The organism is Pseudomonas sp. BCRC 81390, from assembly GCF_030341915.1.
Classification (GTDB): domain Bacteria; phylum Pseudomonadota; class Gammaproteobacteria; order Pseudomonadales; family Pseudomonadaceae; genus Aquipseudomonas.
Window position 1 is genome coordinate 230,232 of the sequence record NZ_JATAAG010000063.1, and the last position, 26,955, is coordinate 257,186.

The 26,955-nt window shown below is 64.0% G+C and carries 26 protein-coding genes and 1 tRNA gene; 19 read left to right on the forward strand and 8 right to left on the reverse strand.

What is annotated here, in order from left to right; genetic code table 11:
* The first annotated feature begins 56 nt into the window (after positions 1-56).
* The 4 genes from QSV36_RS15895 to QSV36_RS15910 all read left to right on the forward strand — a co-directional run bounded on the left by QSV36_RS15895 (position 57) and on the right by QSV36_RS15910 (position 4,243).
* Positions 57-254, forward strand: a complete 198-nt coding sequence (locus tag QSV36_RS15895; RefSeq protein WP_289133383.1) for a hypothetical protein — start codon at positions 57-59, stop codon at positions 252-254.
* A 71-nt stretch (positions 255-325) separates the two neighbouring features.
* The gene (locus QSV36_RS15900) at positions 326-712 is read left to right on the forward strand and encodes a glycine zipper domain-containing protein (protein ID WP_289133124.1); all 387 of its coding nucleotides are present in this window, start codon (positions 326-328) and stop codon (positions 710-712) included.
* 137 nt (positions 713-849) lie between these two features.
* On the forward strand, positions 850-2,679 hold the full coding sequence (locus tag QSV36_RS15905) for an SLC13 family permease (RefSeq protein WP_289133125.1): 1,830 nt from the start codon (positions 850-852) through the stop codon (positions 2,677-2,679).
* 139 nt (positions 2,680-2,818) lie between these two features.
* Entirely contained in the window at positions 2,819-4,243 is a 1,425-nt protein-coding gene (locus QSV36_RS15910; protein WP_289133385.1) for a GGDEF domain-containing protein, read from the forward strand.
* Between the two features lies 1 nt (position 4,244).
* Here the strand turns inward: QSV36_RS15910 and QSV36_RS15915 are convergent, their stop codons facing one another.
* Positions 4,245-5,006 (reverse strand): sulfite exporter TauE/SafE family protein, encoded by a 762-nt coding sequence (locus tag QSV36_RS15915; protein WP_289133127.1) that lies wholly within the window; start codon positions 5,004-5,006, stop codon positions 4,245-4,247.
* A gap of 98 nt (positions 5,007-5,104) precedes the next feature.
* Here QSV36_RS15915 and QSV36_RS15920 point away from each other — a divergent pair, with 98 nt between their 5' ends.
* From QSV36_RS15920 to QSV36_RS15950, 7 genes are all read left to right on the forward strand, one after another.
* Complete coding sequence (locus QSV36_RS15920) at positions 5,105-6,010, forward strand: LysR family transcriptional regulator (RefSeq protein WP_289133129.1); 906 nt, start codon at positions 5,105-5,107, stop codon at positions 6,008-6,010.
* Between the two features lie 539 nt (positions 6,011-6,549).
* On the forward strand, positions 6,550-7,128 hold the full coding sequence (locus tag QSV36_RS15925; protein ID WP_289133131.1) for a cysteine hydrolase family protein: 579 nt from the start codon (positions 6,550-6,552) through the stop codon (positions 7,126-7,128).
* Between the two features lie 146 nt (positions 7,129-7,274).
* On the forward strand, positions 7,275-8,318 hold the full coding sequence (locus QSV36_RS15930; RefSeq protein ID WP_289133132.1) for an alpha/beta fold hydrolase: 1,044 nt from the start codon (positions 7,275-7,277) through the stop codon (positions 8,316-8,318).
* A 292-nt stretch (positions 8,319-8,610) separates the two neighbouring features.
* A complete protein-coding gene (locus QSV36_RS15935; protein ID WP_289133133.1) occupies positions 8,611-8,796 on the forward strand; it encodes a hypothetical protein in 186 nt (61 codons plus the stop codon).
* Between the two features lie 208 nt (positions 8,797-9,004).
* Positions 9,005-10,345 carry a cytochrome C gene (locus tag QSV36_RS15940; RefSeq protein WP_289133134.1) on the forward strand — a complete coding sequence of 447 codons (1,341 nt, stop codon included), beginning with the start codon at positions 9,005-9,007 and terminating at the stop codon, positions 10,343-10,345.
* A 4-nt stretch (positions 10,346-10,349) separates the two neighbouring features.
* Complete coding sequence (locus QSV36_RS15945) at positions 10,350-10,841, forward strand: sorbitol dehydrogenase (protein WP_289133135.1); 492 nt, start codon at positions 10,350-10,352, stop codon at positions 10,839-10,841.
* Positions 10,838-13,060, forward strand: a complete 2,223-nt coding sequence (locus QSV36_RS15950) for a GMC family oxidoreductase (RefSeq protein WP_289133136.1) — start codon at positions 10,838-10,840, stop codon at positions 13,058-13,060. Before QSV36_RS15945 ends, QSV36_RS15950 begins: the two co-directional genes overlap by 4 nt.
* Positions 13,061-13,300: 240 nt before the next feature.
* On the opposite strand, the gene QSV36_RS15955 is transcribed toward QSV36_RS15950, so the two are convergent.
* Positions 13,301-13,388, reverse strand: a tRNA-Ser gene (locus QSV36_RS15955).
* 133 nt (positions 13,389-13,521) lie between these two features.
* Here QSV36_RS15955 and QSV36_RS15960 point away from each other — a divergent pair.
* The 8 genes from QSV36_RS15960 to QSV36_RS15995 all read left to right on the forward strand — a co-directional run bounded on the left by QSV36_RS15960 (position 13,522) and on the right by QSV36_RS15995 (position 19,308).
* Entirely contained in the window at positions 13,522-14,193 is a 672-nt protein-coding gene (locus QSV36_RS15960; protein WP_003251184.1) for a Bax inhibitor-1/YccA family protein, read from the forward strand.
* A 155-nt stretch (positions 14,194-14,348) separates the two neighbouring features.
* Complete coding sequence (locus tag QSV36_RS15965) at positions 14,349-15,728, forward strand: nucleobase:cation symporter-2 family protein (RefSeq protein ID WP_289133137.1); 1,380 nt, start codon at positions 14,349-14,351, stop codon at positions 15,726-15,728.
* Positions 15,729-15,874: 146 nt separating this feature from the next.
* On the forward strand, positions 15,875-16,267 hold the full coding sequence (gene tusD, locus QSV36_RS15970) for a sulfurtransferase complex subunit TusD (protein WP_289133138.1): 393 nt from the start codon (positions 15,875-15,877) through the stop codon (positions 16,265-16,267).
* A gap of 1 nt (position 16,268) precedes the next feature.
* A complete protein-coding gene (tusC, locus tag QSV36_RS15975; RefSeq protein WP_289133139.1) occupies positions 16,269-16,628 on the forward strand; it encodes a sulfurtransferase complex subunit TusC in 360 nt (119 codons plus the stop codon).
* Positions 16,628-16,924 (forward strand): sulfurtransferase complex subunit TusB, encoded by a 297-nt coding sequence (tusB, locus tag QSV36_RS15980; protein ID WP_289133141.1) that lies wholly within the window; start codon positions 16,628-16,630, stop codon positions 16,922-16,924. The genes tusC and tusB overlap by 1 nt, the downstream gene beginning before the upstream one ends.
* Positions 16,921-17,256 carry a TusE/DsrC/DsvC family sulfur relay protein gene (locus QSV36_RS15985; protein ID WP_186687011.1) on the forward strand — a complete coding sequence of 112 codons (336 nt, stop codon included), beginning with the start codon at positions 16,921-16,923 and terminating at the stop codon, positions 17,254-17,256. The genes tusB and QSV36_RS15985 overlap by 4 nt, the downstream gene beginning before the upstream one ends.
* Positions 17,253-18,254, forward strand: a complete 1,002-nt coding sequence (locus QSV36_RS15990) for a glycosyl transferase family protein (RefSeq protein WP_289133145.1) — start codon at positions 17,253-17,255, stop codon at positions 18,252-18,254. Before QSV36_RS15985 ends, QSV36_RS15990 begins: the two co-directional genes overlap by 4 nt.
* Positions 18,255-18,348: 94 nt before the next feature.
* Entirely contained in the window at positions 18,349-19,308 is a 960-nt protein-coding gene (locus QSV36_RS15995) for a glutathione S-transferase family protein (protein WP_289133147.1), read from the forward strand.
* 33 nt (positions 19,309-19,341) lie between these two features.
* Here QSV36_RS15995 and cysG read toward each other — a convergent pair whose 3' ends face one another.
* From cysG to QSV36_RS16025, 6 genes are all read right to left on the reverse strand, one after another.
* Complete coding sequence (gene cysG / locus QSV36_RS16000) at positions 19,342-20,733, reverse strand: siroheme synthase CysG (protein WP_289133148.1); 1,392 nt, start codon at positions 20,731-20,733, stop codon at positions 19,342-19,344.
* On the reverse strand, positions 20,734-22,014 hold the full coding sequence (gene serS, locus QSV36_RS16005; RefSeq protein ID WP_289133151.1) for a serine--tRNA ligase: 1,281 nt from the start codon (positions 22,012-22,014) through the stop codon (positions 20,734-20,736).
* A gap of 30 nt (positions 22,015-22,044) precedes the next feature.
* A complete protein-coding gene (gene crcB / locus QSV36_RS16010; RefSeq protein ID WP_289133153.1) occupies positions 22,045-22,419 on the reverse strand; it encodes a fluoride efflux transporter CrcB in 375 nt (124 codons plus the stop codon).
* A complete protein-coding gene (locus QSV36_RS16015; protein WP_289133156.1) occupies positions 22,416-23,741 on the reverse strand; it encodes a replication-associated recombination protein A in 1,326 nt (441 codons plus the stop codon). The genes crcB and QSV36_RS16015 overlap by 4 nt, the downstream gene beginning before the upstream one ends.
* 12 nt (positions 23,742-23,753) lie before the next feature.
* Positions 23,754-24,377, reverse strand: a complete 624-nt coding sequence (gene lolA / locus QSV36_RS16020; protein ID WP_289133159.1) for an outer membrane lipoprotein periplasmic chaperone LolA — start codon at positions 24,375-24,377, stop codon at positions 23,754-23,756.
* A 63-nt stretch (positions 24,378-24,440) separates the two neighbouring features.
* Complete coding sequence (locus QSV36_RS16025) at positions 24,441-26,954, reverse strand: DNA translocase FtsK (protein WP_289133161.1); 2,514 nt, start codon at positions 26,952-26,954, stop codon at positions 24,441-24,443.
* Position 26,955: the final 1 nt, after the last annotated feature.

The window sequence follows — 26,955 nt, forward strand, 5'->3', positions numbered from 1 at the left end:
TTTCCAGTCTCAGGAGGTGTGCCGCAAACCGTTGCGGATCAAGGACCTATATCGTGATATCCCGTCTTGCAAGCCTTTCGCTGATCGCCGTTGTCCTGCTCACCGCAGGCTGCCATAGCCATCGCTACCATGACGACGATGATGGCTGGCGGGACCGCGACCATGAGCACCGTCACCACCATCGGCATGATCGCCATGACGACGACGATGATGACGACGATCGTGATTACCGCGGTGACCGCTACTACCGCTGAAGCGTCTTCTCCCCCAGTTCCGCCGCCTGTGCGCGGCACCTTTACCTGATGATTCCTTCGAGGTTCGTATCATGCGTGTGACTCTGCCTTCCCTTGCCCTTGGCCTGCTGCTGTGCCAAGGCGCTTTCGCCGGTGACGGTACTGCCGCCATTGGCGGTGGCCTGGGTGGTGTTCTGGGTAACGTTGTCGGCCAGCAGATCGGCGGCCGCACCGGTGCGGCCATTGGCGCCGGCCTCGGCGGCGCAGCCGGCAGTGCGGTAGGCGCAAGCAAAGGCAACCGTACCGAAGCAGCCATCGGCGGTGGCCTGGGCTCGGCTGGCGGTTCGCTGCTGGGCGGCGCCGTGGGCGGCAAGACCGGCTCCACCGTGGGTGCCGGCCTGGGCGGCGCGGCCGGTGGCGCCATCGGCAACCACCTGGGCGACAATGGCGGCAGCCACCACCGCCGTCACCGCCACTGATCACGATGACCAAGGGGCCGCAATGCGGCCCCTTCTGTTTTGCCAACCCTGCAGTACATCAATACCCCCTTCAGCACAACCCGGCACACTGCCTGCTACTGTCTAACGTGCCCCCGTGTGAAGGAACACCCCTCCCCATGAACCAAGAGCTGCTCTGGGTCCTCGGCCTGCTGGCCATCGTCATCCTCCTGTTCGTCATCAACCGCCCGCGCATGGACGTGGTCGCGCTATTGGTGATACTCGCCCTGCCACTGTCGGGCATCCTTACCGTGGAGCAGGCCCTGGCCGGCTTCAGTGACCCCAACGTTGTGCTGATCGCCGCCCTGTTCGTCATCGGTGAAGGCCTGGTGCGCACCGGTATTGCCTACCGCATCGGCGAGTGGATGAGCGAGCGGGCCGGCAACAGCGAAGCCCGTTTGCTGGTGCTGCTGATGGTGGCCGTGGCGGGGCTGGGGTCGGTCATGAGTTCCACTGGCGTGGTGGCCATCTTCATTCCGGTGGTGCTGAGCATCGCCGCGCGCCTGCAGCTTTCGCCCAGCCGCCTGATGATGCCGCTGGCCTTCGCCGGCCTGATCAGCGGCATGCTCAGCCTGGTGGCCACGCCGCCCAACGTGGTGGTGCACAGCGAGCTGGTGCGCCATGGCGAAGCGGGCTTCAGCTTCTTCAGCTTCACCCCGTTCGGCCTGGTGGTGCTGGTGCTGGGCATCGGCTACATGCTGCTGACCCGGCGCTGGCTGAATGGCGAGGTGCGCAAGGACGGCCGGGTGGAAAGCCGTCGCACCTTGCTCGACCTGGTGCTGGACTACAAGCTCAGCGGCCGTGAACGACGCCTGCGCATCCGCCCGCACTCGCCATTGATCGGCCATACCCTGGGCGAGCTGGAACTGCGTACCCGGCATGGCGCCAACGTGATCGGTATCGAGCGCCAGCACAAGTTCACCACGCGGGTGATCGCCGCCGACTCAGGCACCGTGCTGCAGCAGGGCGACGTGCTGCTGCTGGACCTGTTTGCCAACCAGGACGACCTGCGCAGCCTGTGCCAGGCCATGCAACTGGAGCCATTGCGCTTCAAGGCCGCCTACTTCATCGACCAGTCCCAGGAGCTGGGCATGGCCGAGGTCTCGCTACCGCCAGGCTCGCAACTGATCGGCAAGAGCATTCTCGAGCTGGCTTTCCGCACCCGCTTCGACCTCAACGTAGTCGGCCTGCGCCGCGAGCAGGCAGCGATCGAGGCGCAACTGGTGGAAGAAAAGCTGCGCCTGGGCGACACCCTGCTGGTGGTCGGCCCGTGGAAGGCGGTGCGCCAGTTGCAAAGCCGACCCAAGGACTTCCTGGTCCTGAGCCTGCCGGCGGAAATCGACCTGGTCGCGCCCGCCCGCAGGCGCGCACCGCAGGCGCTGCTGAGCCTGGCAGTGATGGTCGGCCTGATGGTCAGCGGCGCGGTACCCAACGTCATCGCCGCGCTGATTGGCTGCCTGCTGATGGGCGCAGGCCGCTGCATCGACATGAACAGCGCCTACCGGGCCATCCACTGGCAGAGCCTGGTACTGATTGTCGGCATGCTGCCCTTTGCCCAGGCGCTGCAGAAAACCGGCGGCATCGACCTGGCCGTCGGCGGCCTGGTCAGCGTACTCGGCGGTGCCGGCCCTGGCGCCATCCTGGCCTGCCTGTTTGCGCTCACTGCGCTGATTGGCCTGTTCATCTCCAACACCGCCACTGCGGTACTGATGGCCCCGGTAGCCGTCAGCACCGCCGCGCAATTGGGCATGTCACCCTACCCGTTCGCCATGACCGTGGCGCTGGCCGCCTCGGCCGCGTTCATGACGCCGGTGTCCTCGCCAGTCAACACGCTGGTGCTCGGCCCTGGGCAATACCGCTTTGCCGATTTCGTCAAAGTCGGCGTGCCGTTCACGCTGCTGGTGATGCTGGTGACCGTGTTGATGGTGCCATGGTTCTTCAAGCCGTGAGGCGCCTGGCAATCAATGAAGGCAATTTGGCATTATCCCGACCGATCGCGGCAGATTGACATCAAGTCCCCTGACGAAACACACTGGTGCGTCATTGCCCCAGGTGCTTCAAGCCGTTGTCCTGGATTTCGTTTCCGCTTTGCCGGCCGAGCCCATGGTTTTTCCAACCCGATCGCGCTTGCTGCACCTCGTCATTCTGCTGGCCCTGACCTTCATCCTGACGGTGGGCGGTATCCTGGCCCGGCCGATCGAATCCCTGTCGCTGTTCTGGCCGGTCAATGCGGTGCTGGCCGGGGTGCTGCTGCGTTTCCCCCGGCAGGCGAACCTGACCGCCTTCGCCCTGGTCTGGCTGGCCATGGTAGGCGCCGACCTGCTGTGCGGCAGTGCCTGGGTACCGGCCCTGTGGTTCAACCTGTGCAACCTGGGCATGGTGGCCACGCTATGGCTATTGCTCGTGCGCCTACCTCGCCTGCATCGGCGCATGCGCACCCCGCACGGCGTCATCAGGGTGTTTGCCGCCAGCGCCACCGGCGCCGTGGTAGCAGCCATCATGGCCACGCTGATGGCCGCCCCCTGGTTCGACCAATCCTTGCGCGCGACCTGGCTGGCCTGGTTCAGCGAACAGTTCTCGACCAGTGTGCTGGTGCTGCCCGTGCTGCTCACGGCGCCCTCGGCGCGCGCCTTGCTTGGCGGTGGCGCCCAGGCCATCCGCCTGGCGCCGTTGCTGGTGCTGCTGGCCTCGCTGGCGTTCAGCATTGCCTTCGGCGGCCCCGGGGCCATTGCGTTCCCGATTGCCGCGCTGCTGTGGTGTGCCTGGACATACTCACCCTTTCTGGTTGCGCTGTTGACATTGACTACCGGCAGCACGCTGATCGTGGCCGTGGCGCAAAACCTCATGCATTTCATCGTGCCGCAGAGCGAGCCGGGCGTGACCACCCTGGTGTCGGCGCGCCTGGGCATCGCCATGCTGGTGCTCGGGCCGCTGGTGGTGGCCTGCGTCAGCCAGGCCAACCGCAGCCTCATGGCCCGCCTGGCGCACCAGGCCAGCATCGATCACCTGACCGGCGTGCTCACCCGCAGCGCCTTCACCCGCCGCGCCAATGCCCTGCTGGATAGCCGCCAGCAACACGCCGAGGCGCTGCCGCTGACCCTGATGATGCTGGACATCGACCATTTCAAGGCGATCAACGATGCCCACGGCCACGCCACAGGCGACCTGGTGCTGCGCCAGTTCGCCGGCACCCTGCAAGAGCAGTTGCACGAAGGTGAATTGCTCGCCCGCCTGGGTGGCGAAGAGTTCGTCGTGATCCTGCCGGGGCTGGCGCCCGAGCGGGCCAAGTTCACTGCCGAACGCCTGCGCCGCGCCGTGCAGGAGCTGAAGGTGACGCAAGCCGAGCAGCACCTGCAGATTACCGTGAGCATCGGCGTGGCCGGTTGTGCCGCCGACACGCCAGCTCCCAGCCTGGACGAGCTGCTGGCGCACGCCGATCAGGCGCTGTACCGGGCCAAGGCCCATGGCCGCAACCGCGTGGAACAGGCCGAGGCACAGCGCCAGGTGAGCTGAACTAGCCGGCCAGCAAGTCCCACGACAACTTGGCGATCAGCACGCACAGCAGCACCAGGAACAGCCCACGGACAAAACCTGCGCCCTTGCGCACCGCCAGCCAGGTTCCCGTAAGCGCGCCAAGGATGTTGCACGCCGCCATGGGCAAGGCAATGGCATACAGCACGTTCCCCGAGGGTACGAAAAACACCAGCGCCGCCAGGTTGGTCGCGATGTTCACAACCTTTGCCGACGCCGAGGCGTGCAGGAAGTCCAAGGCGAAGAAGCGGATGAACAGGAAGATCAGGAAGCTGCCGGTACCCGGCCCGAACAGGCCGTCGTAAAAGCCGATCGCACCGCCGATCAGCACTGCCAGGCACTGTTCCTTGCGGCCGATCTTCGCGGGTTTGTGCAAGGTGCCGAAGTCCTTCTTGCAAAAGGTATAGATCGCCATCAGCACGATCAGTACCAGTACCGCCGGGCGCATCACGCTGGGCGGTACCAGCGACACCGTGGCGGCTCCGGCGAACGACATGACAAAGGCGCTGAGCGCCGCCGGCACGATCAGCCCCCAGTCCAGGGTCACCTTGCGGATGAACGAACGCGCCGCGAAGGCCGTGCCACAGACCGATGCCAGCTTGTTGCTGCCGAGCAGGGCCGCCGGTTGCGCCGTGGGCAACACGTTGAACAAGGCCGGAATCTGGATCAGCCCGCCGCCACCGACGGCGGCGTCGATCAGCCCGGCGGCGAAGGCGAACACGGAAAGCACAGCGATATCCAACATGATGCGGTTCCAGGCAGTGAAGACGCCCGCAAGGCTAATCAAAGTGCTGCGCTTGTGGTGAAATGCCGCATTGCGAAAACTGCAACAAGGAACAGCCAATGGCATTGGACATGCTGCGGGAGATACAAGCGTTCGTCAGCGTGGCGCACAAGCGCAGCTTCGTCGCCGCCGCCCGCGCCCTGGGGCGCTCACCCAGCGCAGTGACCCGCGCGGTACAGGCCCTCGAAGACAACACCGGCAGCAAGCTGCTCAACCGCAACGCCAGCGCCGTGACCCTGACCGAAGCCGGTGAGCGCCTGCTGCCACATGCCGAACGCTTGCTGGATGTGCAACGTGATGCGGCTGACGAACTGGCCGCGCTCAGCGGCAGTGCGCAAGGCTGGATTCGCTTCGCCGTACCGCAATTGCTGGGTGAACATATGCTGCCCCAGGTGCTGGCCGAGTTTTCCCGCTGCCACCCGCAGGTCACCCTGGACGTGCAGTACAGCGACGGCGCCCTCGACCCATTGCAAGGCAAGTTCGACTTCGTGGTGCGCGGCGCCTTTCCGCAATCGAGCGAGTTGATTGGCTACCCGCTGTGGGATTACCAGCGCCACCTTTATGCAAGCCCGGCATACTTGGCATTGGCCGGCACGCCACAACACCCCGATGACCTTGAAGGGCACGCCTTGATCCTGCACACCGCGCCGCGCATCCTCAAAGCCTGGCACTTCTGTCGCGACGGCCAGATCACCAGCTTGCGCCCCCGGCCGAGGCTGCGCCTGGACTCAGGCCACGCGGTGTACCACAGCACCTTGGCCGGCGCGGGTATCGCTCGCCTGGCTGCCTGGGCCGGCGAAGCACAGGTGAAGGCGGGCCGGCTGGTGCGGGTGTGCCCACATTATCGCCTGACCTCCAGCAGCGGCCAGGACCCGCAGATGCATGCCGTTTACCCCGCTGGCGAGTTGCCGGCGCGGGTACGTGACTTGCTCGGCGCCCTGCGCCGCGCCGGCATGGCCTGCTGAAACCGTCACGGGACGGCTGTTCAAATTCTGCTCAATTTAACAGAGCCCGCCGCGGGCTTGGCTTGCAGCACTTTATCCACAGACCTACCCACGTTTTTTGTGGACAGATTTCTCAGCGTAAAGAACGACTTATCGTACAAATCGACAGGGTCAACCGGCCAAAAGGAACGGCAGCCAGCCCGCCGTGGAACCGGGCAGGCCGCGCATTGGTGGGATGTGCAGTAATCGAGTTCAGCTTGGCGGGATGGTGCCAAGAATACCTATCAGCAGGGTCAACAGCAGAAAACCACCCAGGAACAGCGCGAGCTTGCCCATCGGAACCTCAACAGTGTGGATGCGGGAATGGGCCTATTGTCCGACCTCGACTGATACGGTTACAGATTCAGGTTTATGGAAAAAAAGCGGATCAGATGACCAACCCAGCAGGTCTCGCTGGACTGCGCAACGGCCTGCAGGGCACTGAAGTTCACGCAGGCTGCCCAGTCATCGACGCTGTGCTAGGGTCAACCGCTCAACCTGCCAAGGAGTACCAGCCTGCCATGACCGCTCTCGCCGACAACTCAGTCCTGCTGCTGATCGACCTTCAGGTTGGCATTCACCACCCACGTCTGGGCCGGCGTAACAACCCGGAAGCCGAACTGCGCATCGGCGAGTTACTGGCTGCTTGGCGTCGTTCGGCGCGCCCGCTGGTGCATGTACGCCACCTGTCCCGCTCGGCGGATTCGGTGTTCTGGCCTGGGCAGGCCGGTTGCGAATTCCAGCCTGCGTTCACGCCATTGGCGAGCGAAACGGTGTTCGACAAGCATGTGCCCGATGCCTTCGCCAACTCCGGCCTGGAGCGCTGGCTACGCACTCGCGGAATCAGCCAACTGATCATCGCCGGGGTCATTACCAACAATTCTGTGGAATCCACTGCCCGCTCGGCGGGCAATCTCGGTTTCGACGTGGTAGTGGTCGAAGACGCCTGCTTCACCTTCGACCAGCACGACTTGCATGGCCGGCTGTGGCCTGCCGAGGACGTGCACGCCCTTTCGCTGGCTAACCTGGCCTTGGACTATGCGCGCATCTTGCGCACGGAACAGGTACTGGCTGGCAGCGCGCTTGCAGGCGGCGGCTAATGCTGCGGTTTGTATCTTTATGTGTACAGACCGAGCCCTGATACACAACCACGCGGCTGCACGCCGAGCGGACACATCATCGATACAGCCATCCTCTTTACTGGGCCCATCAACCCGCACCGATGGTTTCGTCAAGGAGATGCCCAATGCCTGCCCGCCACCCAAGCACCGCCCTGCCACGCCGTTTCAGCCGTACGCTGCTTGCCTGTGCCCTGTTGCCGCTTGGCCTGATGGCGGCAAATATCGCCACGGCTGCGCCACAGAAGGTCCAGCCAGCCGCCAGCGTGACGGATGACTTCGGCCCGCTGAAACACATCAACGCCGGCGTGCTCGACGTGGCCTATGTCGAGCAAGGCCCTGCCGACGGCCCGGTGGTGATCCTGTTGCATGGCTGGCCCTACGACATCCACAGCTTCGAACATGTCGCACCTGCCCTCGCCGCCAAAGGCTACCGGGTGTTGGTGCCTTACGTTCGCGGCTATGGCCAGACCCGTTTCCTGTCTGCCGCCACCCCACGCAATGCCCAGCCCGCGGCGCTGGCCAGCGACGTCATTGCTTTCATGGATGCGCTGCACATCCAACGTGCCGTGCTCGCCGGCTTCGACTGGGGCGCACGCACGGCCGACATTGTCTCGGCACTGTGGCCCGAGCGGGTCAAGGCGCTGGTGTCGGTCAGCGGTTACCTGATCAGCAGCCAGGAAGCCGCCAAGGCTCCGCTGCCCCCCAGCGCCGAATTGCAATGGTGGTACCAGTATTACTTCGCCACCGCACGCGGCCAGGCCGGCTACGAGCAGAACCGCCATGCCTTCGCCAAACTGATCTGGCAAACCGCTTCCCCCAAGTGGGCCTTCGACGATGCCACCTTCGAGCGCAGCGCCAAGGCCTTGGACAACCCCGACCAGGTGGCGATCACCGTGCACAACTACCGTTGGCGGCTGGGGCTGGCACAGGGCGAAACACGCTACGACCCGCTTGAAGCCACGCTGGCCCGCTTGCCCAGCATCGGCGTGCCGACCATTACCCTGGAGGGCGACGCCAACGGCGCCCCGCACCCACCAGCCGAAGCGTATGCGCAGCGCTTTACCGGCAAGTACCAGTACCGACTAATTAGCGGCGGCATTGGCCACAACCTGCCCCAGGAAGCACCGCAGGCGTTCACCCAGGCGGTCGTGGATGCGGATCATCTGTAGCTTGGCGTCTGCAATTGCTACATAACATTTCATAAGCATGGCAGGCCCGGGAGGAAGCCGTGTTGATGGCCAGCCCCGCGCAAAAACGGCAGCGGTCAGCCACGACGGGCTGTTGAGGCGGGCCGGAAAGACATGGCTTGAAACGTGGCTTGTAGGATGTTTTTCCAAACAGCGTAAGAAGATTCCTGCCAGCAAGCATTGCCTGTATGAAACATCAGTTTCTCCTGCAAATTCGAGCTGTTACGGTCCAGTTTTCCTACAACGGCACGGACGCCTACAGCGTGAGAAAAGCATGGACCCGTTCAATGCCTCGGCCCTGAAACTGCAAAAAAATCTCCTCAACCTGCGCCTGGAGCGTGATCGCCTGAGAAGGGAGGGCAACGACAAGGAAGCGGATGAACTCGCAGGATCGATCGCACGGATCGAAGAGACATTGCGCAAGCTACCGGAGGGCATGAAGCCGATGACCTTGCAATAGACGCCGCGAAAGGGGCAGCAGGTCGCCAGACCAGCGCGCTTAGACAAGTGCGCCACCGCCTTTATCCCTACCGTTAGTCGGATATATCCGATGGTTCCAACGCGACGGCTAGCCTTCAGCCTAGCGTCAGGGATAACGCTAAACATAGGGTCCAGGAAGGGCCACTCCGCCTCGTCGTCCCGACGCTCTATCTGCTGAGGAGACGACAATGAAAATAACCTTGAAACGGTTGGCGTGCCTGGGTGCAAGCTTTACCAGCGCGCTCGCCATGGCCGATGCGGCCAGCCCCCCGGTGCTGTCACCTGCGATTCCCTTCGATGTCACCGCCACGCCCCCCTTCACCCTGGACAACCTGCAACACGATTTCGACGTGCTGTCGTGGCAGACCTTCGTCGCCCTGAACTGGCCTGCCAATGCCGACGGCAGCGCCAACACCTCGGTGAAGATCGGCGCGCCGGGGCAGACGGTGTGGGAGTCGTGGAAGGAAAGCTACGAAATTTTCCTGCCCAAGGGCCAGAAGCCGGTCGCCTGGAACCAGAAGGCGCCGCTACCCACCGCCTGCCAAGGCAAGGGGGACCTGCCCGTGCTGCAGCAGATGGGCAAGGTCGCTGGCGTGCTCGACGAGTTCATCCAACCGTTCAAGACCGGCCCACTGGTCGACCAGAGTGGCACCTACACGCGCAACGCGATCATGGTCAACCAGCCAATGTTCGATGACATCGTCAACAATGGCCTGTACAGCAAGGAAGGCCAGCAAGCGTTCCTCGGCAAGGCTGACAACCGCATCGCCTTCGCCTGCGGCTCGCAAAATGCCCGGCAGGTGGGCGCGATCATGGTCAAGTCGGCCTGGAAAGTGCTCGACGGCAGCGACAACCCGGCAGAATTCCACGCCGTCGACGCGCTGGTCTACACCCCCGGCAACGCTGACCCGAACAAAGGCGCGGTGATCCCCGAGTCATGCAGCGCGCAGAAAGTCGGGCTGGTCGGCCTGCACATCGTGCACAAGACCAGCAGTGCCCCGCAGTGGGTGTGGTCGAGCTTCGAACACGTACGCAACGTGCCGGAAAAGACCACGCCGATCAACGAGCGCAAAGGCCCCTACCTGTTCTACGACGCCCAGGCCAGCGACCGCCCGGTGAACGAGCCGCCCGCCCCACCGTGGGACCCGTCGAAAAAGGCCACGCCTTCGCAGATCGTGCGGGAAATTCCGCTCACCGCCGCTACCCACCAGCTCAACGCGCAATGGCAAGGCGCGCTGAAGGGCACGGTGTGGGCCAACTACCAGTTGATCAGCACCCAGTGGCCAACCGACCCCGCCGATGACTGCCAGGTACCGTCGGCAACCAACCCGCTGGGCACGCCTGCGCCGAACTTCCTGGCCAACGCCACGCTGGAAACCTACAACCAGGGCACCACGCCGCAGGCGTCATCCAGTTGCATGGAGTGCCACAACAACGCGACCACTCGCGTGACCCAGTCACCGCGCACCAGCTTCGCCGATTTCACCTTCCTGCTTGAACGTGCCCAATCCACCGGCGCCAAGGAGTGATGCCATGAGCGACCCGAACCTGCAGAATTTCATCGAATTGTCCGCTGCACTCACCGGCCTGTCAGCCGACCGGCTGGCGCCTGCCGTCGACCCGATCAACCTGCCACCGCTGTTCTTCGCCACCACCCAGCAAGGCATGGGCACCGCAGCGTTCAGTAATCTGCTGGAGCTGTACGTCAGCCTCAAGGGCCAACCCCCTGCGCAGATCGCCAGCGCCGTACTCGGCAATTCGGACCCGCAGATCGCCCAAGGCGCGCGCTCGATCATGAAGCTGTGGCTGCTCGGCAGTTGGTACCAGCCGTATGACCAAGGCAGCGCGCACAAGGGCGACATCAGCGTGGTGTCCGACCAGGCCTACAAGCAAAGCTGGGCGTGGAAGATCGCCCAGTCCCACCCCATGGGCTACAGCCAGTTCCACTTCGGCTACTGGGCCGAGCAGCCCCCCACCCTCAAGCAGTTCACCGGTGTCGACGCCAAGGAAGGGCAGCAGCCATGAGCAACGTACAGAGCCAAAGTATCGAAACTGCCGATGTGATCGTGGTGGGCGCCGGTATGGCCGGCAGCGTCATGGCCTACCAGTTGGGCCTGGCCGGCTTGAAAGTGTTGGTGCTCGAGTCTGGCCCGGCCATTCCGCCGAACCGCAGCGAGTACCTGGAGCGCTTCTACACAGCCGTGCTCAAGGCGCCCGAGTCACCCTACCCCCCCGAGCAGACCGAGCAGACCCCGGCCACGCAGTTCGCGCCACGGGCAACCATCCAGGACCTGATAACCGCCGGCAGCAGTGACCCGAACAAGGCGCAGAAGAGCTACCTGGTACAGCAGGGACCGCTGCTGTTCGCCAGCACCTATGAACGGGTGGGCGGCGGCACCATGTGGCACTGGATGGGCACGGCCCTGCGCCTGTTGCCCAACGACTTTCGCATGCGCAGCGTGTACCAGGTCGGGGTCGACTGGCCGATCAGCTACGACGACCTGCAAACCGCCTATTGCCGCGCCGAAGAAGAGATAGGCGTGTCCGCCGATGTCGCGTCGCAGAGCTACCTCGGCGTAACCTTCCCGCCAGGCTACAAATACAGCATGCACGGCATTCCTCCGTCATTGGTCGACCAAGGCCTGGGCAAGGCCGTCGATGGCACCCAGTACCAGGGGGTCACCCTCAAGGTACGGCAAACACCAGCCGGGCGTAACTCGCAGAACGACAACGGCCGCCGGGTGTGCGCCGGCAACACCAGTTGCACGCCGATCTGCCCGATCCAGGCCAAGTACGACGCCACCGTGACCATGGCCAAGGCGCTGGATACCGGCAACGTGCGCATCCTTTACCAGAGTGTGGCGAGCAAGGTGCAGGTCGATGCCAGCGGCGTCACCGGCATCGAGTACATCCAGTACCAGAACGACGGCACACGGCAGAACGGCCTGGCCCAGGGTAAACGCTACGTTATCGCCGCCCACGCGATCGAAACGCCGAAACTGCTGCTCAACTCGGTCGGCCCGCACAGCCCCAACGGCGTGGCCAACAGCAGCGGGCAGGTCGGCCTGGGGCTGTCCGATCACCCGGTATACCTGGCTTGGGGTCTGATGCCTGAAGGCAAGCCGCTGTTCCCGTTCCGCGGGCCGCTGTCCACCTCGGGGATCGAGGACATGCGCGACGGCGCGTTCCGCAGCCAGCGTGCCGCGTGGCGTATCGAGATCGGCAACGAGGGCTGGAACTGGTCGGCGAATGATCCGTACACCACGGTCTGCGATTACATCGACGGCACCAACATCGGCGGCGCCAACCCCAACCTGCAGGCGTTGTCCGGCACGGCACTGGTGCAGCAGCTCAACAGCGTGCTGACCCGCCAGTTCCGCCTGGGCTTCCTGGTCGAGCAACTGGAGCAAGATCCGGACAAGGCGATTTGCCGGGTAGAGGTGTCGAAGACGTTCACCGATGGCCTGGGCCTGCCTCGGCCGCAGATCACCTACGACTTCTCCAACTACACCAAGGAGGGATTCAAGCAGGCGCGCCTGGCCGCCACGCATATCATCACCGAACTGATGGGCGCCACCGAACTGACCGACTTCGCGCCCAAGGTGGGCCCGGGGCCGCAGACGGTGTTCGAGTATGACGGCCAGCACTATCCGTTCTTCGGCGCCGGCCACCTGATGGGCACTTATCGGATGGGCACGGACAGCACCAAATCGGTGGTGAACAAGGACCAGCGCAGTTGGGACCACCCCAACCTGTTCCTGGTCGGTGACGGCGTGTTCCCCACCACCGGCACCGCCAACCCGACCCTGACCATTACCGCGCTGACCTTCCAGGCCGCCGACGTGGTTGCCAGCGACCTGCTCAAGCGTACCGTGCAGGTGCAGGCCAACCAGGCCTGGCAGGGCACCGGCGTGCAGGTCAACGGGCAGAGCTGGCAAATGGCAGTGTGCACCGGTGGGCAGTGGACAGCCAACCCGGCCACCGGGATGGTTGGCGCGGCGGGCAACCCTGGGCTCATCGCCAAGCCCGGCTACACCTTGCCGGGCCAACCGGAAGGAGCGCTGATCGGGCGTATCGGTAACAGCGGCGCGCCGTTCCTGGTCGGCAACCAGGCACAGTTGCCGCGTGGCCAGCAGGGCGAGTTGCAGCTGTGCATCAATGACGACCTGGACGGCCGTTATGGGGCTGGCCTGCGCGATAACCTGGGCAGCCTGGCGGTGGAGGTGCGTTTCGGGTCGGTGTAGGCGCGGTCATCACAACCCCACAGGTACACGTCGATGGCGAGGACCTTCACGCATTACGCGAAGTGGGCCAGCGAGCAAGGGCTGGACGTGGTGGGGTTGTTGAACCTGGCGCTCAGGCTGAGCTGAAGAAACGACAAAGGGGCCGCGGAGGGCCCCTTTCTCTTGCCTGCGATTTCCAGGTGTTCCCGAAACGCTTAACGGATAAGCAGTCGTGAACATCAACTGAATCAGGGAGTTATATGGCGGAAGCGTAGAGATTCGAACTCTAGGATAGTTGCCCATCGACGGTTTTCAAGACCGTTGCCTTAAACCACTCGGCCACGCTTCCAGCTCGTTTTGCGGCCGCCATCATACCGTAATGAAACACGCTGTCAAACTCTCTGTGTCGCGGGTTGCGGCGGCTCTGATAGACTCCAGACATCTGAACGTTCGAAACCACAGGTTCATCAAGGAGTGTCGCCATGCGCGAACAGGATTACGCCGTACACCACGGCCAGCAGGTCGAGCAGCAGGAGATCAGCAAGGTCCTGCGCAATACGTACAGCCTGCTGGCGCTTACCCTCGCCTTCAGCGGTGTCATGGCCTTCGTGGCCCAGCAGATGCGCGTCGGCTACCCGAACGTGTTCGTGGTGCTGATCGGCTTCTACGGGCTGTTCTTCCTTACCAACAAACTGCGTGATTCGGCCTGGGGCCTGGTATCCACCTTCGCCCTCACCGGCTTCATGGGCTTCATCCTCGGCCCTATCCTCAACCGTTACCTGGGCATGGCCGGTGGCGCCGAGGTAGTCAGCTCGGCATTCGCCATGACCGCGCTGGTGTTCGGTGGCCTGTCGGCCTACGTGCTGATCACCCGCAAGGACATGAGCTTCCTCAGCGGCTTCATCACTGCAGGCTTCTTCGTTCTGCTGGGTGCTGTCGTGGCAAGCTTCTTCTTCCAGATCAGCGGCCTGCAGCTGGCGATCAGCGCCGGCTTCGTGCTGTTCTCGTCGGTCTGCATCCTGTTCCAGACCAGCGCGATCATTCACGGCGGCGAACGTAACTACATCATGGCGACCATCAGCCTGTATGTATCGATCTACAACCTGTTCGTCAGCCTGCTGCAACTGTTTGGCATCATGGGTCGCGATGACTGATTGAGCGCTGCCTGAAAAAGCCCGCTTCGGCGGGCTTTTTTGTGGAGTGGGTTGCGGGATGCGCTTCGATCATGCCGCCATCGTGCATGCCACTACCCCAAATCCATCATCACCCGTAGAATGCGCTCCTTTTTTCACCGGGGCAGCTTTCAGCCATGAGCTCACATGAACACAGCCCAGGCGCAGCGGCGCCTGCCAATGAACTGGTGCTTGGCCTGGAAGACAGGCCACGGCCGTTGATCGGTCTGCTGGCAGCGCTGCAGCACCTGTTGGCGATCATCGTGCCGATCGTCACCCCTGGCCTGTTGATTTGCCAGGCGCTGGGCGTTTCTGCACGGGATACCAACCTGATCGTATCGATGTCGCTGGTGATCTCCGGCATCGCCACCTTCGTCCAGTGCAAGCGCTTCGGGCCGTTCGGTGCCGGGCTGCTGATCGTCCAGGGCACCAGCTTCAACTTCGTCGGGCCGCTGATTGCTGGTGGCGCGCTGATGGTCAAGCAAGGCACGCCCGTGGAAAGTGTGATGGCGGCAATCTTTGGTGTAGTCATTGCCGGCTCGTTCGTCGAAATGGGCGTGTCGCGCATCCTGCCCTTCGTCAAACGCCTGATCACCCCGCTGGTGACCGGCATCGTCGTGCTGATGATCGGCCTGACCTTGATCAAGGTCGGCCTGATCAGCATGGGGGGTGGTTTCGGCGCCATGGCCAACGGTACCTTCGCCAATGGTGAGAACCTGCTGCTGTCGGGCGTGGTGCTGGCGATCATCGTCGTCCTCAACCGCATCCCGGTGGTGTGGATGCGCAGCTGTGCCATCGTGATCGCCCTGGCGGTCGGCTATGCGCTGGCGGGCTACCTGGGCCGCCTCGACTTCACCGGCATGCATGAGGCCGCGCTGTTCCAGGTACCGATGCCGCTGCACTTTGGCCTGGGCTTCTCCTGGGCGCTGTTCATTCCAATGCTGGTGATCTACCTGGTGACCTCGCTGGAAGCCATCGGCGACGTTACCGCCACCAGCAAGGTATCGCGCCAGCCGGTCGAAGGGCCGCTGTGGATGCAGCGGATCAAGGGCGGCGTGCTGGTCAACGGGGCCAACTCGCTGCTGGCTGGCTTGTTCAACACCTTCCCGAGTTCGATCTTTGCGCAGAACAATGGCGTGATTCAGCTGACGGGTATTGCCAGCCGCCATATCGGTATCTGGATCGCTCTGATGCTGGTGCTGCTGGGCCTGTTCCCGAGCGTTGCCGGGGTGATCCAGGCAGTGCCGGAACCGGTGCTGGGTGGTGCGGCCATGGTCATGTTCGGTGCCGTTGCGGCATCAGGTATCAATATCCTGGCCAGCACTCGGCTGGATCGTCGTGCCCTGCTGATCATCGCGGTATCGCTGGCACTGGGCCTGGGCGTGGCACAGGTGCCGGAATTCCTGGCGCACATGCCGGCGGCGATTCGCAATGTGCTGGAGTCGGGTGTGGCGACTGGGGGGATTTGCGCGCTGGTGCTGAACTGGTTCCTGCCGGAGGGCAAGGAGCAGGCTTGAGTTCACTCAGGCCTTGCCCGGCTTCTGCAGGAGCGGCCGGCATGGGCCTGGAGATTGATGCGCAACAGAAAGCCCAGCCTGCATGCACAAGCGGGCGCGGGCTTTTTTGCTTTATCATGGCACCATTCCTTTTGCATGAGTTACCCATGAAATTCGCTATCGCGGTGTTCTCCCCGGCCCATGCGCCCTCCTCGCGACGCGCCCTGCGCTTCGCCGAGGCGGTGCTGGCTGGCGGACATGAGATTGCCCGGCTGTTCTTCTACCAGGACGGGGTGCACAGCGCCTCGGCCAACGTGGTCGCACCCCAGGACGAAGTGGATGTAGCCGGCCAGTGGCGTGCCTTTATCGAGACCAGGCAGCTGGACGCCGTGGTGTGCATCGCCGCCGCCCTGCGCCGAGGTGTGCTCGACGAGGCCGAGGCCAACCGCTACCAGCGCCCGGCCGTGAACCTGCCCAAGCCGTGGGAGCTGTCAGGGCTCGGCCAACTGCACGAGGCCGCCCAGGTTGCCGACCGCCTTGTCTGCTTCGGAGGCGACTGAAATGGCCAAATCCTTGTTGATCATCAGCCGCCAGGCACCCTGGAACGGACCCTCCGCCCGTGAGGCGCTGGACATCGCCCTGGCCGGCGGTGCGTTCGACCTGCCGCTGGGCATGCTGTTTCTCGATGATGGCGTTTTCCAGCTTGCGCCGAACCAGCAGCCCGCTGCCGTACAGCAGAAGAACCTCGCTGCCAACCTGCAAGCACTGCCAATGTTCGGTGTCGAGGAACTGTTTGCCTGCAGTCACAGCCTCGCCCGCCGTGGCCTGGCCGCCGAAAGCCTCGCACTGCCGGCACAAGTGCTCGACGATGCGGCTCTGGCCGCGCTGATCGCCCGTTTTGACCAGTTGGTAACGCTGTGATGACAACCCTGCATGTAATTGCCCACTCCCCGTTTGGCGACGAGCGCCTGGCCAGTTGCCTGCGCCTGCTCGGCGCCGACGATGCCCTGCTGCTGTGCGGTGACGCGGTATACGCCCTGCGCAGCGGCAGCGAGCCGTACCGACAATTGCAAGCCGCCGGCCTGGCCGAGCGCCTGTTCGCGCTTGAGGAAGATATACAGGCCCGCGCAGTCGGCAATGAACTGGCCAAGGCTGTGGACTACACCGGCTTCGTCGAACTGTCGCTGCATTACCACAAGGTCAACAGCTGGCTATGAATACGCTTACCGTTGGCGATCAGGCGATCGCCCTGGACAAGGATGGCTTCCTGGTCGACCTGCAGGACTGGTCACCTGCCGCTGCCGAGGCGTTGGCCGCGCGCGAGGGCATCCCGCTGACTGCGGACCACTGGGAGATCCTCGAACTGCTGCGCCAGTTCTACCAGGAATACCAGTTGTCCCCGGCAACCCGCCCGCTGATCAAGTACACGGCGCTCAAGCTGGGCCCGGACAAGGGCAACAGCCCGCACCTGAACCGCCTGTTCAACGGCACCCCCGCCAAACTCGCCGCCAAGCTGGCGGGCCTGCCCAAACCGACCAACTGCATATGACCCAGCCACGCCCACTCACCCTGGAAACACCGGCCGAACACCCGTTCGCCGAATTCGTGCGTATTCTTGGCAAAGGCAAGCGCGGCGCGCGTGGCCTGACCCGCGAAGAGGCTCGCGCGGCCATGACCTTGCTGCTGGAAGACAAGGTCGAAGACGCCCAGCTCGGTGCCTTCCTCATGCTGCTGCGACACAAGGAAGAAAGCGCCGAGGAACTGGCCGGCTTCACCGAGGCACTGCGCGCGCACCTGCAGGCCCCGCGCATCGCCGTGGACCTGGACTGGCCCACGTATGCCGGCAAGAAGCGCCATCTGCCGTGGTACCTGCTGGCCGCCAAGTGCCTGGCCAGCCATGGTGTGCGCATCCTGATGCATGGTGGTGGCGCACATACCGCCGGGCGCATGTATACCGAGCAACTGCTCGGCCTGTTGCAGATCCCCCTGTGCCGCAGTTGGGCAGCCGTTGCCGAGGCACTCGACCAGCATCAGCTGGCGTTCTTCCCGCTGCAGGATTGGGCGCCGCAGTTGCAGCGTATGATCGACCTGCGCAATACCCTGGGCCTGCGCTCACCGATCCACTCGCTGGCCCGGGTCCTCAACCCGCTGGGCGCGCGTTGTGGCCTGCAGAGCATTTTCCACCCCGGTTACCAGGCGGTTCACCGCGAGGCCAGCCGCCTGCTGGGTGACCATGCGCTGGTGATCAAGGGCGATGGTGGCGAGATCGAGGTCAACCCTGATGTCATCAGCCATCTTTACGGCACCACGGCAGGCGAGGCCTGGGATGAAGAATGGCCAGCGCTGAGCGAGCGCCGTCACGTCAAGCCGCCCAGCCTGCAAGCCGAGCATCTGCTGGCCTTCTGGCGTGGCGAGGTTGAAGACAGCTATGGCGAGAAGGCTGTCATCGCTACCATGGCCCTGGCCCTTCGCGGCTTGGGCCAGGGCCGCGAAGAGGCGTTCGCAACAGCCCAAGGCTATTGGCAAGCGCGAGACCAATCGATCTAATCGATTATAAACCCCGGATCTTTACGCTATTTTTTCGAACGATTTGGCCTAGACTGGGCTCCAACGACAAACAACTTTGTTTCAGGAGCTCAGCATGGGCCTTTTGATCGATGGCCGCTGGCATGACCAGTGGTATGAAAATGGCAAGGATGGCACCTTCAAGCGTGAAAATGCCCAGCGCCGCAATCCGCTGCCCGCCCCCGAAGCCGGCCGTTACCACCTGTATGTCTCGCTGGCCTGTCCATGGGCCCACCGCACCCTGATCGTCCGTGCCATCAAGGGCCTGGAACCGTTGATCGATGTGTCGGTGGTCAGCTGGCTGATGCAGGACCATGGCTGGACCTTCGACCAGCAGCAAGGCTCCTCGGGTGACCACCTCGACGCCCTGCAGTACCTGCACCAGCGCTATACCCAGGATGACCCGCACTACACCGGCCGCGTGACTGTACCGGTGCTGTGGGACAAGCAAGCCAGGCGTATCGTCAACAACGAGTCGTCAGAGATCATCCGCATCTTCAACAGCGCGTTCAACGAGCTGACCGGCAATACGCTGGACCTCTACCCCGCGCCGCTGCGTCCGACCATCGAGGCACTGAACGAGCGCATCTACCCAGCGGTGAACAATGGCGTATACCGCGCAGGCTTCGCCACCACGCAGGAGGCCTACGAAGCAGCATTCGACGATGTGTTCAACGAACTGGACTATCTGGAAGACCTGCTCAGCCGCAACCGCTACCTGGCAGGCGAATACCTGACCGAGGCCGATGTGCGCCTGTTCACCACCCTGGTGCGCTTCGATGCGGTGTACCACGGCCACTTCAAGTGCAACCTGCGGCGCCTGAGCGATTACCACAACCTGTCAAACTGGCTGCGCGAGCTGTACCAGTGGCCGGGCGTGGCGGAGACCGTGAACATGGAGCATATCCAGAAGCACTATTACCTGAGCCACAAGACCATCAACCCGAACGGGATCGTGCCCAAGGGGCCGCTGCAGGACTTCAGCCTGCCGCATGATCGCGAGCGGTTGCCAGGCGAAGGGATCTGGCAGGCTTAAGGCATTCGGGGCCGCAACGCGGCCCCGGCGATTTCAGCTGTTCTGCGAACCTTCGAACCAGGCGAGCTTGTCACGCAACTGCACCACTTCCCCGACAATCACCAGGGTCGGCGCATGCACTTCATGCCGGGCCACCAGCTCGGGCAAATCCGCCAGGGTACCGGTGAACACCCGCTGATTACGTGTGGTCCCCTGCTGTACCAGCGCTGCCGGGGTAGTGGCAGCGCGGCCATGGCGAATCAGCTCGGCACAGATGGTCGGCAAACCGACCAGGCCCATGTAGAACACCAGGGTCTGCGCCGGTGCCACCAGGTCATCCCAAGGCAGGTTACTGGTACCATCCTTCAGGTGCCCGGTCACGAAACGCACCGACTGGGCATAGTCGCGGTGGGTCAGCGGAATCCCGCCATAGGCGGAACAGCCACTGGCCGCGGTAATGCCCGGCACCACCTGGAACGGGATACCCTGCCCGGCCAGCTCTTCGATCTCTTCGCCACCGCGCCCGAAAATGAACGGGTCGCCGCCCTTCAGGCGCAATACCCGCTTGCCCTGTTGGGCCAGGTCGACCAGCAGGCGATTGATCTGGTCCTGCGGCACGGCATGGTCGGCACGGCGCTTGCCCACATAGATACGCTCGGCATCGCGCCGGCACATGTCGATGATCGCCGGTGCCACCAAGCGGTCGTACAGCACCACGTCGGCCTGTTGCATCAGGCGCAAGGCACGGAAGGTCAGCAGGTCCGGATCGCCCGGGCCCGCACCTACCAGATACACCTCACCACCCTGCTGCACCGGCGCACCGTCTACCATCGCCTGCAGCAGGCGCTCGGCCTCGGCGCCCTGCCCGGCCAGCTGGCGTTCGGCAATCGGGCCCTGGAACACGGTTTCCCAGAAGCCGCGGCGCTGATTGACGTCCGGGTACAAGGATTTGACCTTGTGCCGGAACCGCGCTGCCAGCCCGGCCAGCTCGCCATAGGCCGATGGAATCCAGGCCTCGAGCTTGGCCCGAATCAAGCGCGCCAGCACCGGCGCGTCACCGCCGCTGGAAACTGCAATCACCAAGGGCGAGCGGTCGACGATCGCCGGGAAGATCACTGTGCATAGAGCCGGCGCATCAACCACATTGACCGGCAGGCTGAGGGCCTGCGCATCAGCCGACACCTGGGCGTTGAGCCCGGTGTCGTCGGTGGCCGCGATCACCAGCCGGCAACCGACCAGGTCGGCTGCCTGATAGCCACGCACCAGCACCTCACCGCCACCTTCCCGGGCCAGCGCGGCCAGTTGGCCGTCGACCTCCGGTGCCACCACGCGCAGCGCAGCCCCGGCATCGGCCAGCAGGCGCGCCTTGCGCAAGGCGATCTCACCGCCGCCGACGACCAGCACGCGGCCGCCCTGCAGCTTGTGGAACAGCGGCAGGTAATCCATTTAGCGGATAACCTCGACGCCGCCCATGTATGGCTTGAGCACTTCCGGTACGCGGATCGAACCGTCCGCCTGCTGGTAGTTTTCCAGCACCGCGACCAGGGTACGCCCCACCGCCAGGCCGGAGCCGTTGAGGGTGTGCACCAGCTCTGGCTTGCCTGTTTCCGGGTTGCGCCAGCGGGCCTGCATGCGGCGCGCCTGGAAATCGCCACAGTTGGAGCACGAGCTGATTTCCCGGTACTTGTCCTGGCTCGGCACCCACACTTCCAGGTCGTAGGTCTTCACCGCGCCAAAGCCCATGTCGCCGGTGCACAGGGCCAGCACGCGGTACGGCAGCTCCAGCAGCTGCAGCACGCGCTCGGCGTTGGCGGTCAGGCTTTCCAGGGCTTCCATCGACTTGGACGGTTCGACCACCTGCACCATCTCGACCTTGTCGAACTGGTGCTGGCGGATCATGCCACGGGTGTCACGCCCGGAAGCACCGGCTTCGCTGCGGAAGCACGGGGTGTGGGCCACCAGCTTCAGCGGCAGTTGCTTGGCATCGAGGATCTGACCCGCCACCAGGTTGGTCAGCGACACTTCGGCGGTCGGGATCAGGTAGAAGTCAGCCTCGCCCTCGCGGCTGATCTTGAACAGGTCTTCCTCGAACTTCGGCAGCTGGCCGGTGCCCTGCAGGGCCGGGGCCTGTACCAGGTACGGGGTGTAGTGCTCCTCGTAACCGTGCTCAGCAGTGTGCAGGTTGATCATGAACTGCGCCAGCGCGCGGTGCAGGCGGGCGATCGGCCCACGCAGCACGGCAAAGCGGGCGCCAGACAGCCTGGCGGCGGCTTCGAAGTCCAGGCCACCGCTGATTTCGCCGAGGGCGACGTGGTCCTTGATGTCGAAGTCGAAGCTTCTTGGCGTGCCCCAGCGGCGCACTTCGACGTTGTCGTCTTCGCTGGCACCGACCGGTACGCTGGCGTCCGGCAGGTTGGGGATGGTCAGCAGGATGCCGTCCAGTTCGGCCTGGATGCCATCCAGCTCGGCTTTACCGGCCGCCAGCTCGTTGGCCATGCGCTCGACGTCGGCCATCAGCGGCGCGATGTCTTCGCCCTTGGCCTTGGCCTGGCCGATGGACTTGGAACGGGCATTACGCTCGGCCTGCAGCTGCTCGGTGCGGGTCTGCACCGCCTTGCGGCGCTCTTCCAGTGATTCGATGCGCGCGACATCCAGGCTGAAGCCACGGGAGGCCAGGCGATCCGCCACTTCCTGAAGTTGGCCGCGTAACAGTTTGGAATCGAGCATATCGTTCTCTCGTTATGTGTAGGTGTTGGTTCAGAATCGGGTCAGGGACAGCCCGGCCCAGGTCGCGAGCAGGCCGCCCACCACGCTGATACCGGTATAGCCCAGCGCCAGCGGCACTTGCCCGCTTTCCAGCAGGCGTACGGTGTCCAGCGACAAGGAGGAAAACGTTGTCAGGCCGCCCAGAAAGCCGACGATCAGCCCGGCGCGCAGCTCGATCGGCACCATCGGCTTGTGCAAGAACAGGCCATACAGCAGGCCGATCAGCAGGCAGCCGACCAGGTTGACCGCCAGCGTACCGAGATAGAAGTGCCGTGGCCAGTGGGCAACCACCCAGTTGGAGGTGGCAAAGCGCAACAAGGTACCGGCAATACCGCCCGCGCTGACAGCGGCAATCAATGCAATCACGGTTTTCTCCGCTGTCTGGGGCTGCTGCGGTCGAGGTCCGCCAGATGCCGCAGCTTCTCGCCGATTTTCAGTTCCAGGCCACGCGGCACTGGCTGGTAGTACTGGCGCGGTTCGAGCGCTTCGGGGAAATAATCTTCACCGGCAGCGTAGGCATCGGGCTCGTCATGGGCATAGCGGTATTCGTCGCCGTAGCCCAGTTGCTTCATCAGCTTGGTTGGGGCGTTGCGCAGGTGCAGCGGCACTTCCAGCGAACCATGCTCGGCAGCCTCGCGCAGGGCGGCCTTGAAGCCCACGTACACCGCGTTGCTCTTTGGCGCGCAGGCGATATAGGTGATGGCCTGGGCCACCGCCAGCTCGCCCTCAGGGCTGCCCAGGCGCTCCTGCACATCCCAGGCTGCCAGGCACAGGCTGAGCGCGCGCGGGTCGGCGTTGCCGATGTCTTCGCTGGCCATGCGCACCACGCGGCGGGCGATGTACAGCGGGTCGCAGCCACCGTCGAGCATGCGCGCGAACCAGTACAGCGCAGCGTCCGGGTTGGTGCCGCGCACCGATTTGTGCAGCGCGGAAATCTGGTCGTAGAACGCCTCGCCGCCCTTGTCGAAGCGCCGACGGCTGTCACCGAGCAGGCTTTGCAGCAGCTCGACGCCGATCTCGCCGCCATCCTCGGCCAGATCCGAGGCGTTTTCCAGGAAGTTGAGCATGCGCCGGCCATCGCCATCGGCCGCGGCCATCAACATGTTGAAGGCCTCGTCGCCAACGCGCAGGTTGCGCTTGCCCAGGCCGCGCTCTTCAGTCAACGCGCGGTTGACCAGCTTGCGCAGCGCCGCCTCGTCGAGGCTCTTGAGCACGTAGACGCGCGCACGTGACAGCAGCGCGTTGTTCAGCTCGAACGACGGGTTTTCGGTGGTAGCGCCAATGAACAGCAAGGTACCGTCTTCCACGTACGGCAGGAAGGCGTCCTGCTGCGACTTGTTGAAGCGATGCACTTCGTCGACGAACAGGATGGTCCGCCGGCCATACTGACCGGCCTGCTGCTTGGCTACCTCGACCGCCTGGCGAATCTCCTTCACCCCGGCCAGCACCGCCGACACCGTTTCGAAGTGCGCATCGCAGAACTGCGCCAGCAACCGCGCCAGGGTGGTCTTGCCCACCCCTGGCGGGCCCCAGAAGATCATCGAATGCAGCGCCCCCTGCTCCAGCGCTTCGCGCAGCGGTTTGCCGCGCGCCAGCAGATGCTCCTGGCCGACGTACTCGTCCAGGTTGGACGGGCGCAGGCGGGCGGCCAGGGGCTGGGCGACGGGTTCGCTTCGAAACAGGTCCATGGCGGGCTCTGGTTACTCCTTGATGACGTCCGCGCCTTGCGGAATGTCGAACTTGAACTTGCTGTCCGGCACCGCCTGGTTGGCCTTGACGCCATTGAACAGGATATTGGTGCGCTGGCCGACGCTGTCGATCAGCTGCATGTCGTTGATCAGGCCTTTGCGGAACGACACGCGCAGCGAGTCGAACAGGGTGTCCTTGGTTTTTGGCTTGAGGGTGAAGTCCATCACTTCGCCCTGCTCCTTCGAGGTGATATCGAAGCTCTGGCTGATCTTCGACACGTCACCGGACAGCAGCAGCGCCGGGGTCTGGTTCAGGCGCACGTCGAGCTTCTTGATGGTCGCCTGCTCCAGGTCAGGGTCCCACAGGGTGACGTTCTTGCCGTCGGAGACCACCACCTGCTCTTGCGGGGCGTCGGTGTGCCAGTAGAACAGGCCCGGGCGCTTGACCGTCATCTTGCCGGAGGTTTCCTGCAGGCTGGTGCCACCGGCATCCAGGGTCAGCTGGGAAAAGTTGGCCTCGATGGTCTGCGACTTTTCCAGCAGTTGGGTCAGGCGTTGTACATCTTGCTCACCGCCATAGGCGGAAACCGTGCCCAGGGTCAGGGCAGAAACCAGCAGCATGCGAATCGCGCGCATGGGAATCCTCATCGAGCATTGAAATAGGCCGGACACCACCGTTGGCGCCCGGCAAGGTGTTCATCAGTCGCGCGGGCCGCCCGGGGCTATCACTTCCCGCGAGCCGTTGCTGTTCATGGGGGTGACCACGCCGGCCATTTCCATGGCTTCGATCATGCGCGCCGCGCGGTTGTAGCCAATCTTCAGTTTGCGCTGCACCGCCGAGATGGACGCACGGCGGCTTTCCAGCACGAACTGCACGGCCTCATCATACAAGGCGTCACTTTCCGAATCATCGCCATCGCCGCCACCGCCGCTGCCGCCATCGAAGCCACTGCCGGCCTCCTCGACACCGTTGAGGATGTCGTCGTTGTAGTCCGGGGCGCCGCGCAGCTTCCACGCCTCCACCACACGGTGCACCTCGTCGTCGGAGACGAACGCGCCGTGCACACGGATCGGCAGGCTGGTGCCCGGCGGCATGTACAGCATGTCACCATGACCCAGCAGTTGTTCGGCGCCGCCCTGGTCGATGATGGTCCGCGAGTCGATCTTGCTCGACACCTGGAACGCCATGCGGGTCGGGATGTTGGCCTTGATCAGGCCGGTGATCACGTCCACCGAGGGGCGCTGGGTGGCGAGGATCAGGTGGATACCGGCCGCGCGCGCCTTCTGCGCGATACGGGCGATCAGCTCTTCGACCTTCTTGCCGACGATCATCATCATGTCGGCGAACTCGTCGACGATCACCACGATGGTCGGCAGGGTCTTCAGCGCCGGCGGCTCGTCGTCCATGCTCTCGCGACGGTACAGCGGGTCATGGATGATTTCGCCGGCTTCCTGGGCGTCCTTGATCTTGCGGTTGAAGCCAGCCAGGTTACGCACGCCCATGGCCGCCATCAGCTTGTAGCGCCGCTCCATCTCGGCCACGCTCCAGCGCAGGGCGTTGGCGGCGTCCTTCATGTCGGTAACCACCGGGCACAGCAGGTGCGGAATGCCTTCGTAGATCGACAGTTCGAGCATTTTCGGGTCGATCATGATCAGCCGCGCGTCTTCCGGGCTGGACTTGAACAGAATCGACAGGATCATCGCGTTCACACCCACCGACTTACCGGAACCAGTAGTACCGGCCACCAGCAGGTGCGGCATCTTGGCCAGGTCGGTGATCACCGGCTTGCCACCGATGTCGTGGCCCAGGGCCAGGGTGACCGGCGATTTCTGCTCGTCGTACTGCGGCGTGGCCAGTACTTCGGAGAAACGCACCATCTGCCGGTTTTCGTTGGGGATCTCGATACCCACGGTGGTCTTGCCGGGAATGACCTCGACCACCCGCACGCTGGTCACCGCCAGCGAACGCGCCAGGTCCTTGGCCAGGTTGGCGATACGGCTGACCTTCACGCCAGCCGCCGGCTGGATCTCGTAACGGGTGATCACCGGGCCCGGGTGGATCGAGTCCACCGTCACTTCCACGCCGAATTCCTTGAGCTTGATTTCCAGCAGCTGGCCGACACCGGCGAGCGACTCTGGCGAATACTCGATCTTCTTCTGTTCGGCCGGGTCGAGGATGGAAATGGACGGCAAGGTGCCTTCCACGGCGCTGTCGATGAACAACGGCGCCTGCTTCTCCTTCATCACCCGCTTGCTCGGCTCCGCTGCCCTGGCGGCAGATGGCGGCACGATTGTCGGGGCCGCAGGTTGTTCACGCTGCACCGTTGGCTCGCGTGGCACTACCGGCTCGCGCGCTGCAATGGCCTCGCGCGCCACCACAGGCTCGCGCGACAGGGTAGGCTCGCGTGGCTCGACCGGTTGCGCGGGGGCTTCCTCACGCTTGAACAGGCGCTCTCGCAGCGCCGGCCGTGCCGGCTGCTCGTGCTTGTCGGCTGCCGGTACCGGTGCAGCCTTGAATACGGGTTCGTCCTCGCGCAGTTGCGCCTCCAGGCGCTTGCGCTCGTTGCGGGCTTCCCACCAGCGGGTGGCGGCGCCTTGCATCAGCTCGAACAGGTCGAGGGTGATCTTGCCGGTCAGGTCCATCACCTTGAACCACGACAGGTCGGTGAACACGGTCAGGCCGAACAGGAACAGGGCAATGAACATCAACGTGCTGCCCTGCACGTTCAGCAGGTTGCGCGCCAGGTCACCCAGGCTCTCGCCCAGTGCGCCACCGGCGGAGAACGGCATGCTCGCCGGCGGGTGGAAATGGATATGCGCCAGCGCCGCACCGGACAGCACCAGGAACACCAGGCCGATCAGCCGCCAGGAGAACAGCCAGCCGCTCCAGTCCCAGGGCTGGTGGCGTTCGCGGAAGATCTGCCAGGTCTTGATCGCCAGCAGCAGCGGGAAGATATAGGCGAAGTAGCCCAGCACCATGAACAGGATGTCGGCGAAGTAGGCTCCGGCGCGCCCGGCGGCGTTCTGCACCTGCTCGACGTTGCTGGTGTGGCTGAAGCCCGGGTCCGACGTGTCGTAGGTGAGCAGCGCCATCCACAGGTACAGGCACAGGGCGCCGACAGCGATCAGCGCACCTTCCTTGAGGCGATAATGCAGCTGCTGCCGCCACAGGGGCACGGGCAAGGGAGCTGGGGTTGCGGTGGATTTCTTCAAA

What these genes read in the sequence shown, in the direction of transcription:
- QSV36_RS15985 (WP_186687011.1), top strand. Translation starts at nt 16,921, where the DNA reads ATGAATACGCTTACCGTTGGCGATCAGGCGATCGCCCTGGACAAGGAT.
- QSV36_RS16015 (WP_289133156.1), bottom strand. Translation starts at nt 23,741, where the DNA reads ATGGACCTGTTTCGAAGCGAACCCGTCGCCCAGCCCCTGGCCGCCCGC.
- cysG (WP_289133148.1), bottom strand. Translation starts at nt 20,733, where the DNA reads ATGGATTACCTGCCGCTGTTCCACAAGCTGCAGGGCGGCCGCGTGCTG.
- QSV36_RS15995 (WP_289133147.1), top strand. Translation starts at nt 18,349, where the DNA reads ATGGGCCTTTTGATCGATGGCCGCTGGCATGACCAGTGGTATGAAAAT.
- QSV36_RS15935 (WP_289133133.1), top strand. Translation starts at nt 8,611, where the DNA reads ATGGACCCGTTCAATGCCTCGGCCCTGAAACTGCAAAAAAATCTCCTC.
- lolA (WP_289133159.1), bottom strand. Translation starts at nt 24,377, where the DNA reads ATGCGCGCGATTCGCATGCTGCTGGTTTCTGCCCTGACCCTGGGCACG.
- tusD (WP_289133138.1), top strand. Translation starts at nt 15,875, where the DNA reads ATGAAATTCGCTATCGCGGTGTTCTCCCCGGCCCATGCGCCCTCCTCG.
- QSV36_RS15920 (WP_289133129.1), top strand. Translation starts at nt 5,105, where the DNA reads ATGGCATTGGACATGCTGCGGGAGATACAAGCGTTCGTCAGCGTGGCG.
- QSV36_RS15900 (WP_289133124.1), top strand. Translation starts at nt 326, where the DNA reads ATGCGTGTGACTCTGCCTTCCCTTGCCCTTGGCCTGCTGCTGTGCCAA.
- QSV36_RS15950 (WP_289133136.1), top strand. Translation starts at nt 10,838, where the DNA reads ATGAGCAACGTACAGAGCCAAAGTATCGAAACTGCCGATGTGATCGTG.
- QSV36_RS15905 (WP_289133125.1), top strand. Translation starts at nt 850, where the DNA reads ATGAACCAAGAGCTGCTCTGGGTCCTCGGCCTGCTGGCCATCGTCATC.
- QSV36_RS15960 (WP_003251184.1), top strand. Translation starts at nt 13,522, where the DNA reads ATGCGCGAACAGGATTACGCCGTACACCACGGCCAGCAGGTCGAGCAG.
- QSV36_RS15990 (WP_289133145.1), top strand. Translation starts at nt 17,253, where the DNA reads ATGACCCAGCCACGCCCACTCACCCTGGAAACACCGGCCGAACACCCG.
- QSV36_RS15945 (WP_289133135.1), top strand. Translation starts at nt 10,350, where the DNA reads ATGAGCGACCCGAACCTGCAGAATTTCATCGAATTGTCCGCTGCACTC.
- serS (WP_289133151.1), bottom strand. Translation starts at nt 22,014, where the DNA reads ATGCTCGATTCCAAACTGTTACGCGGCCAACTTCAGGAAGTGGCGGAT.
- QSV36_RS15915 (WP_289133127.1), bottom strand. Translation starts at nt 5,006, where the DNA reads ATGTTGGATATCGCTGTGCTTTCCGTGTTCGCCTTCGCCGCCGGGCTG.
- QSV36_RS15925 (WP_289133131.1), top strand. Translation starts at nt 6,550, where the DNA reads ATGACCGCTCTCGCCGACAACTCAGTCCTGCTGCTGATCGACCTTCAG.
- tusB (WP_289133141.1), top strand. Translation starts at nt 16,628, where the DNA reads ATGACAACCCTGCATGTAATTGCCCACTCCCCGTTTGGCGACGAGCGC.
- tusC (WP_289133139.1), top strand. Translation starts at nt 16,269, where the DNA reads ATGGCCAAATCCTTGTTGATCATCAGCCGCCAGGCACCCTGGAACGGA.
- QSV36_RS15940 (WP_289133134.1), top strand. Translation starts at nt 9,005, where the DNA reads ATGAAAATAACCTTGAAACGGTTGGCGTGCCTGGGTGCAAGCTTTACC.
- QSV36_RS15965 (WP_289133137.1), top strand. Translation starts at nt 14,349, where the DNA reads ATGAGCTCACATGAACACAGCCCAGGCGCAGCGGCGCCTGCCAATGAA.
- QSV36_RS15930 (WP_289133132.1), top strand. Translation starts at nt 7,275, where the DNA reads ATGCCTGCCCGCCACCCAAGCACCGCCCTGCCACGCCGTTTCAGCCGT.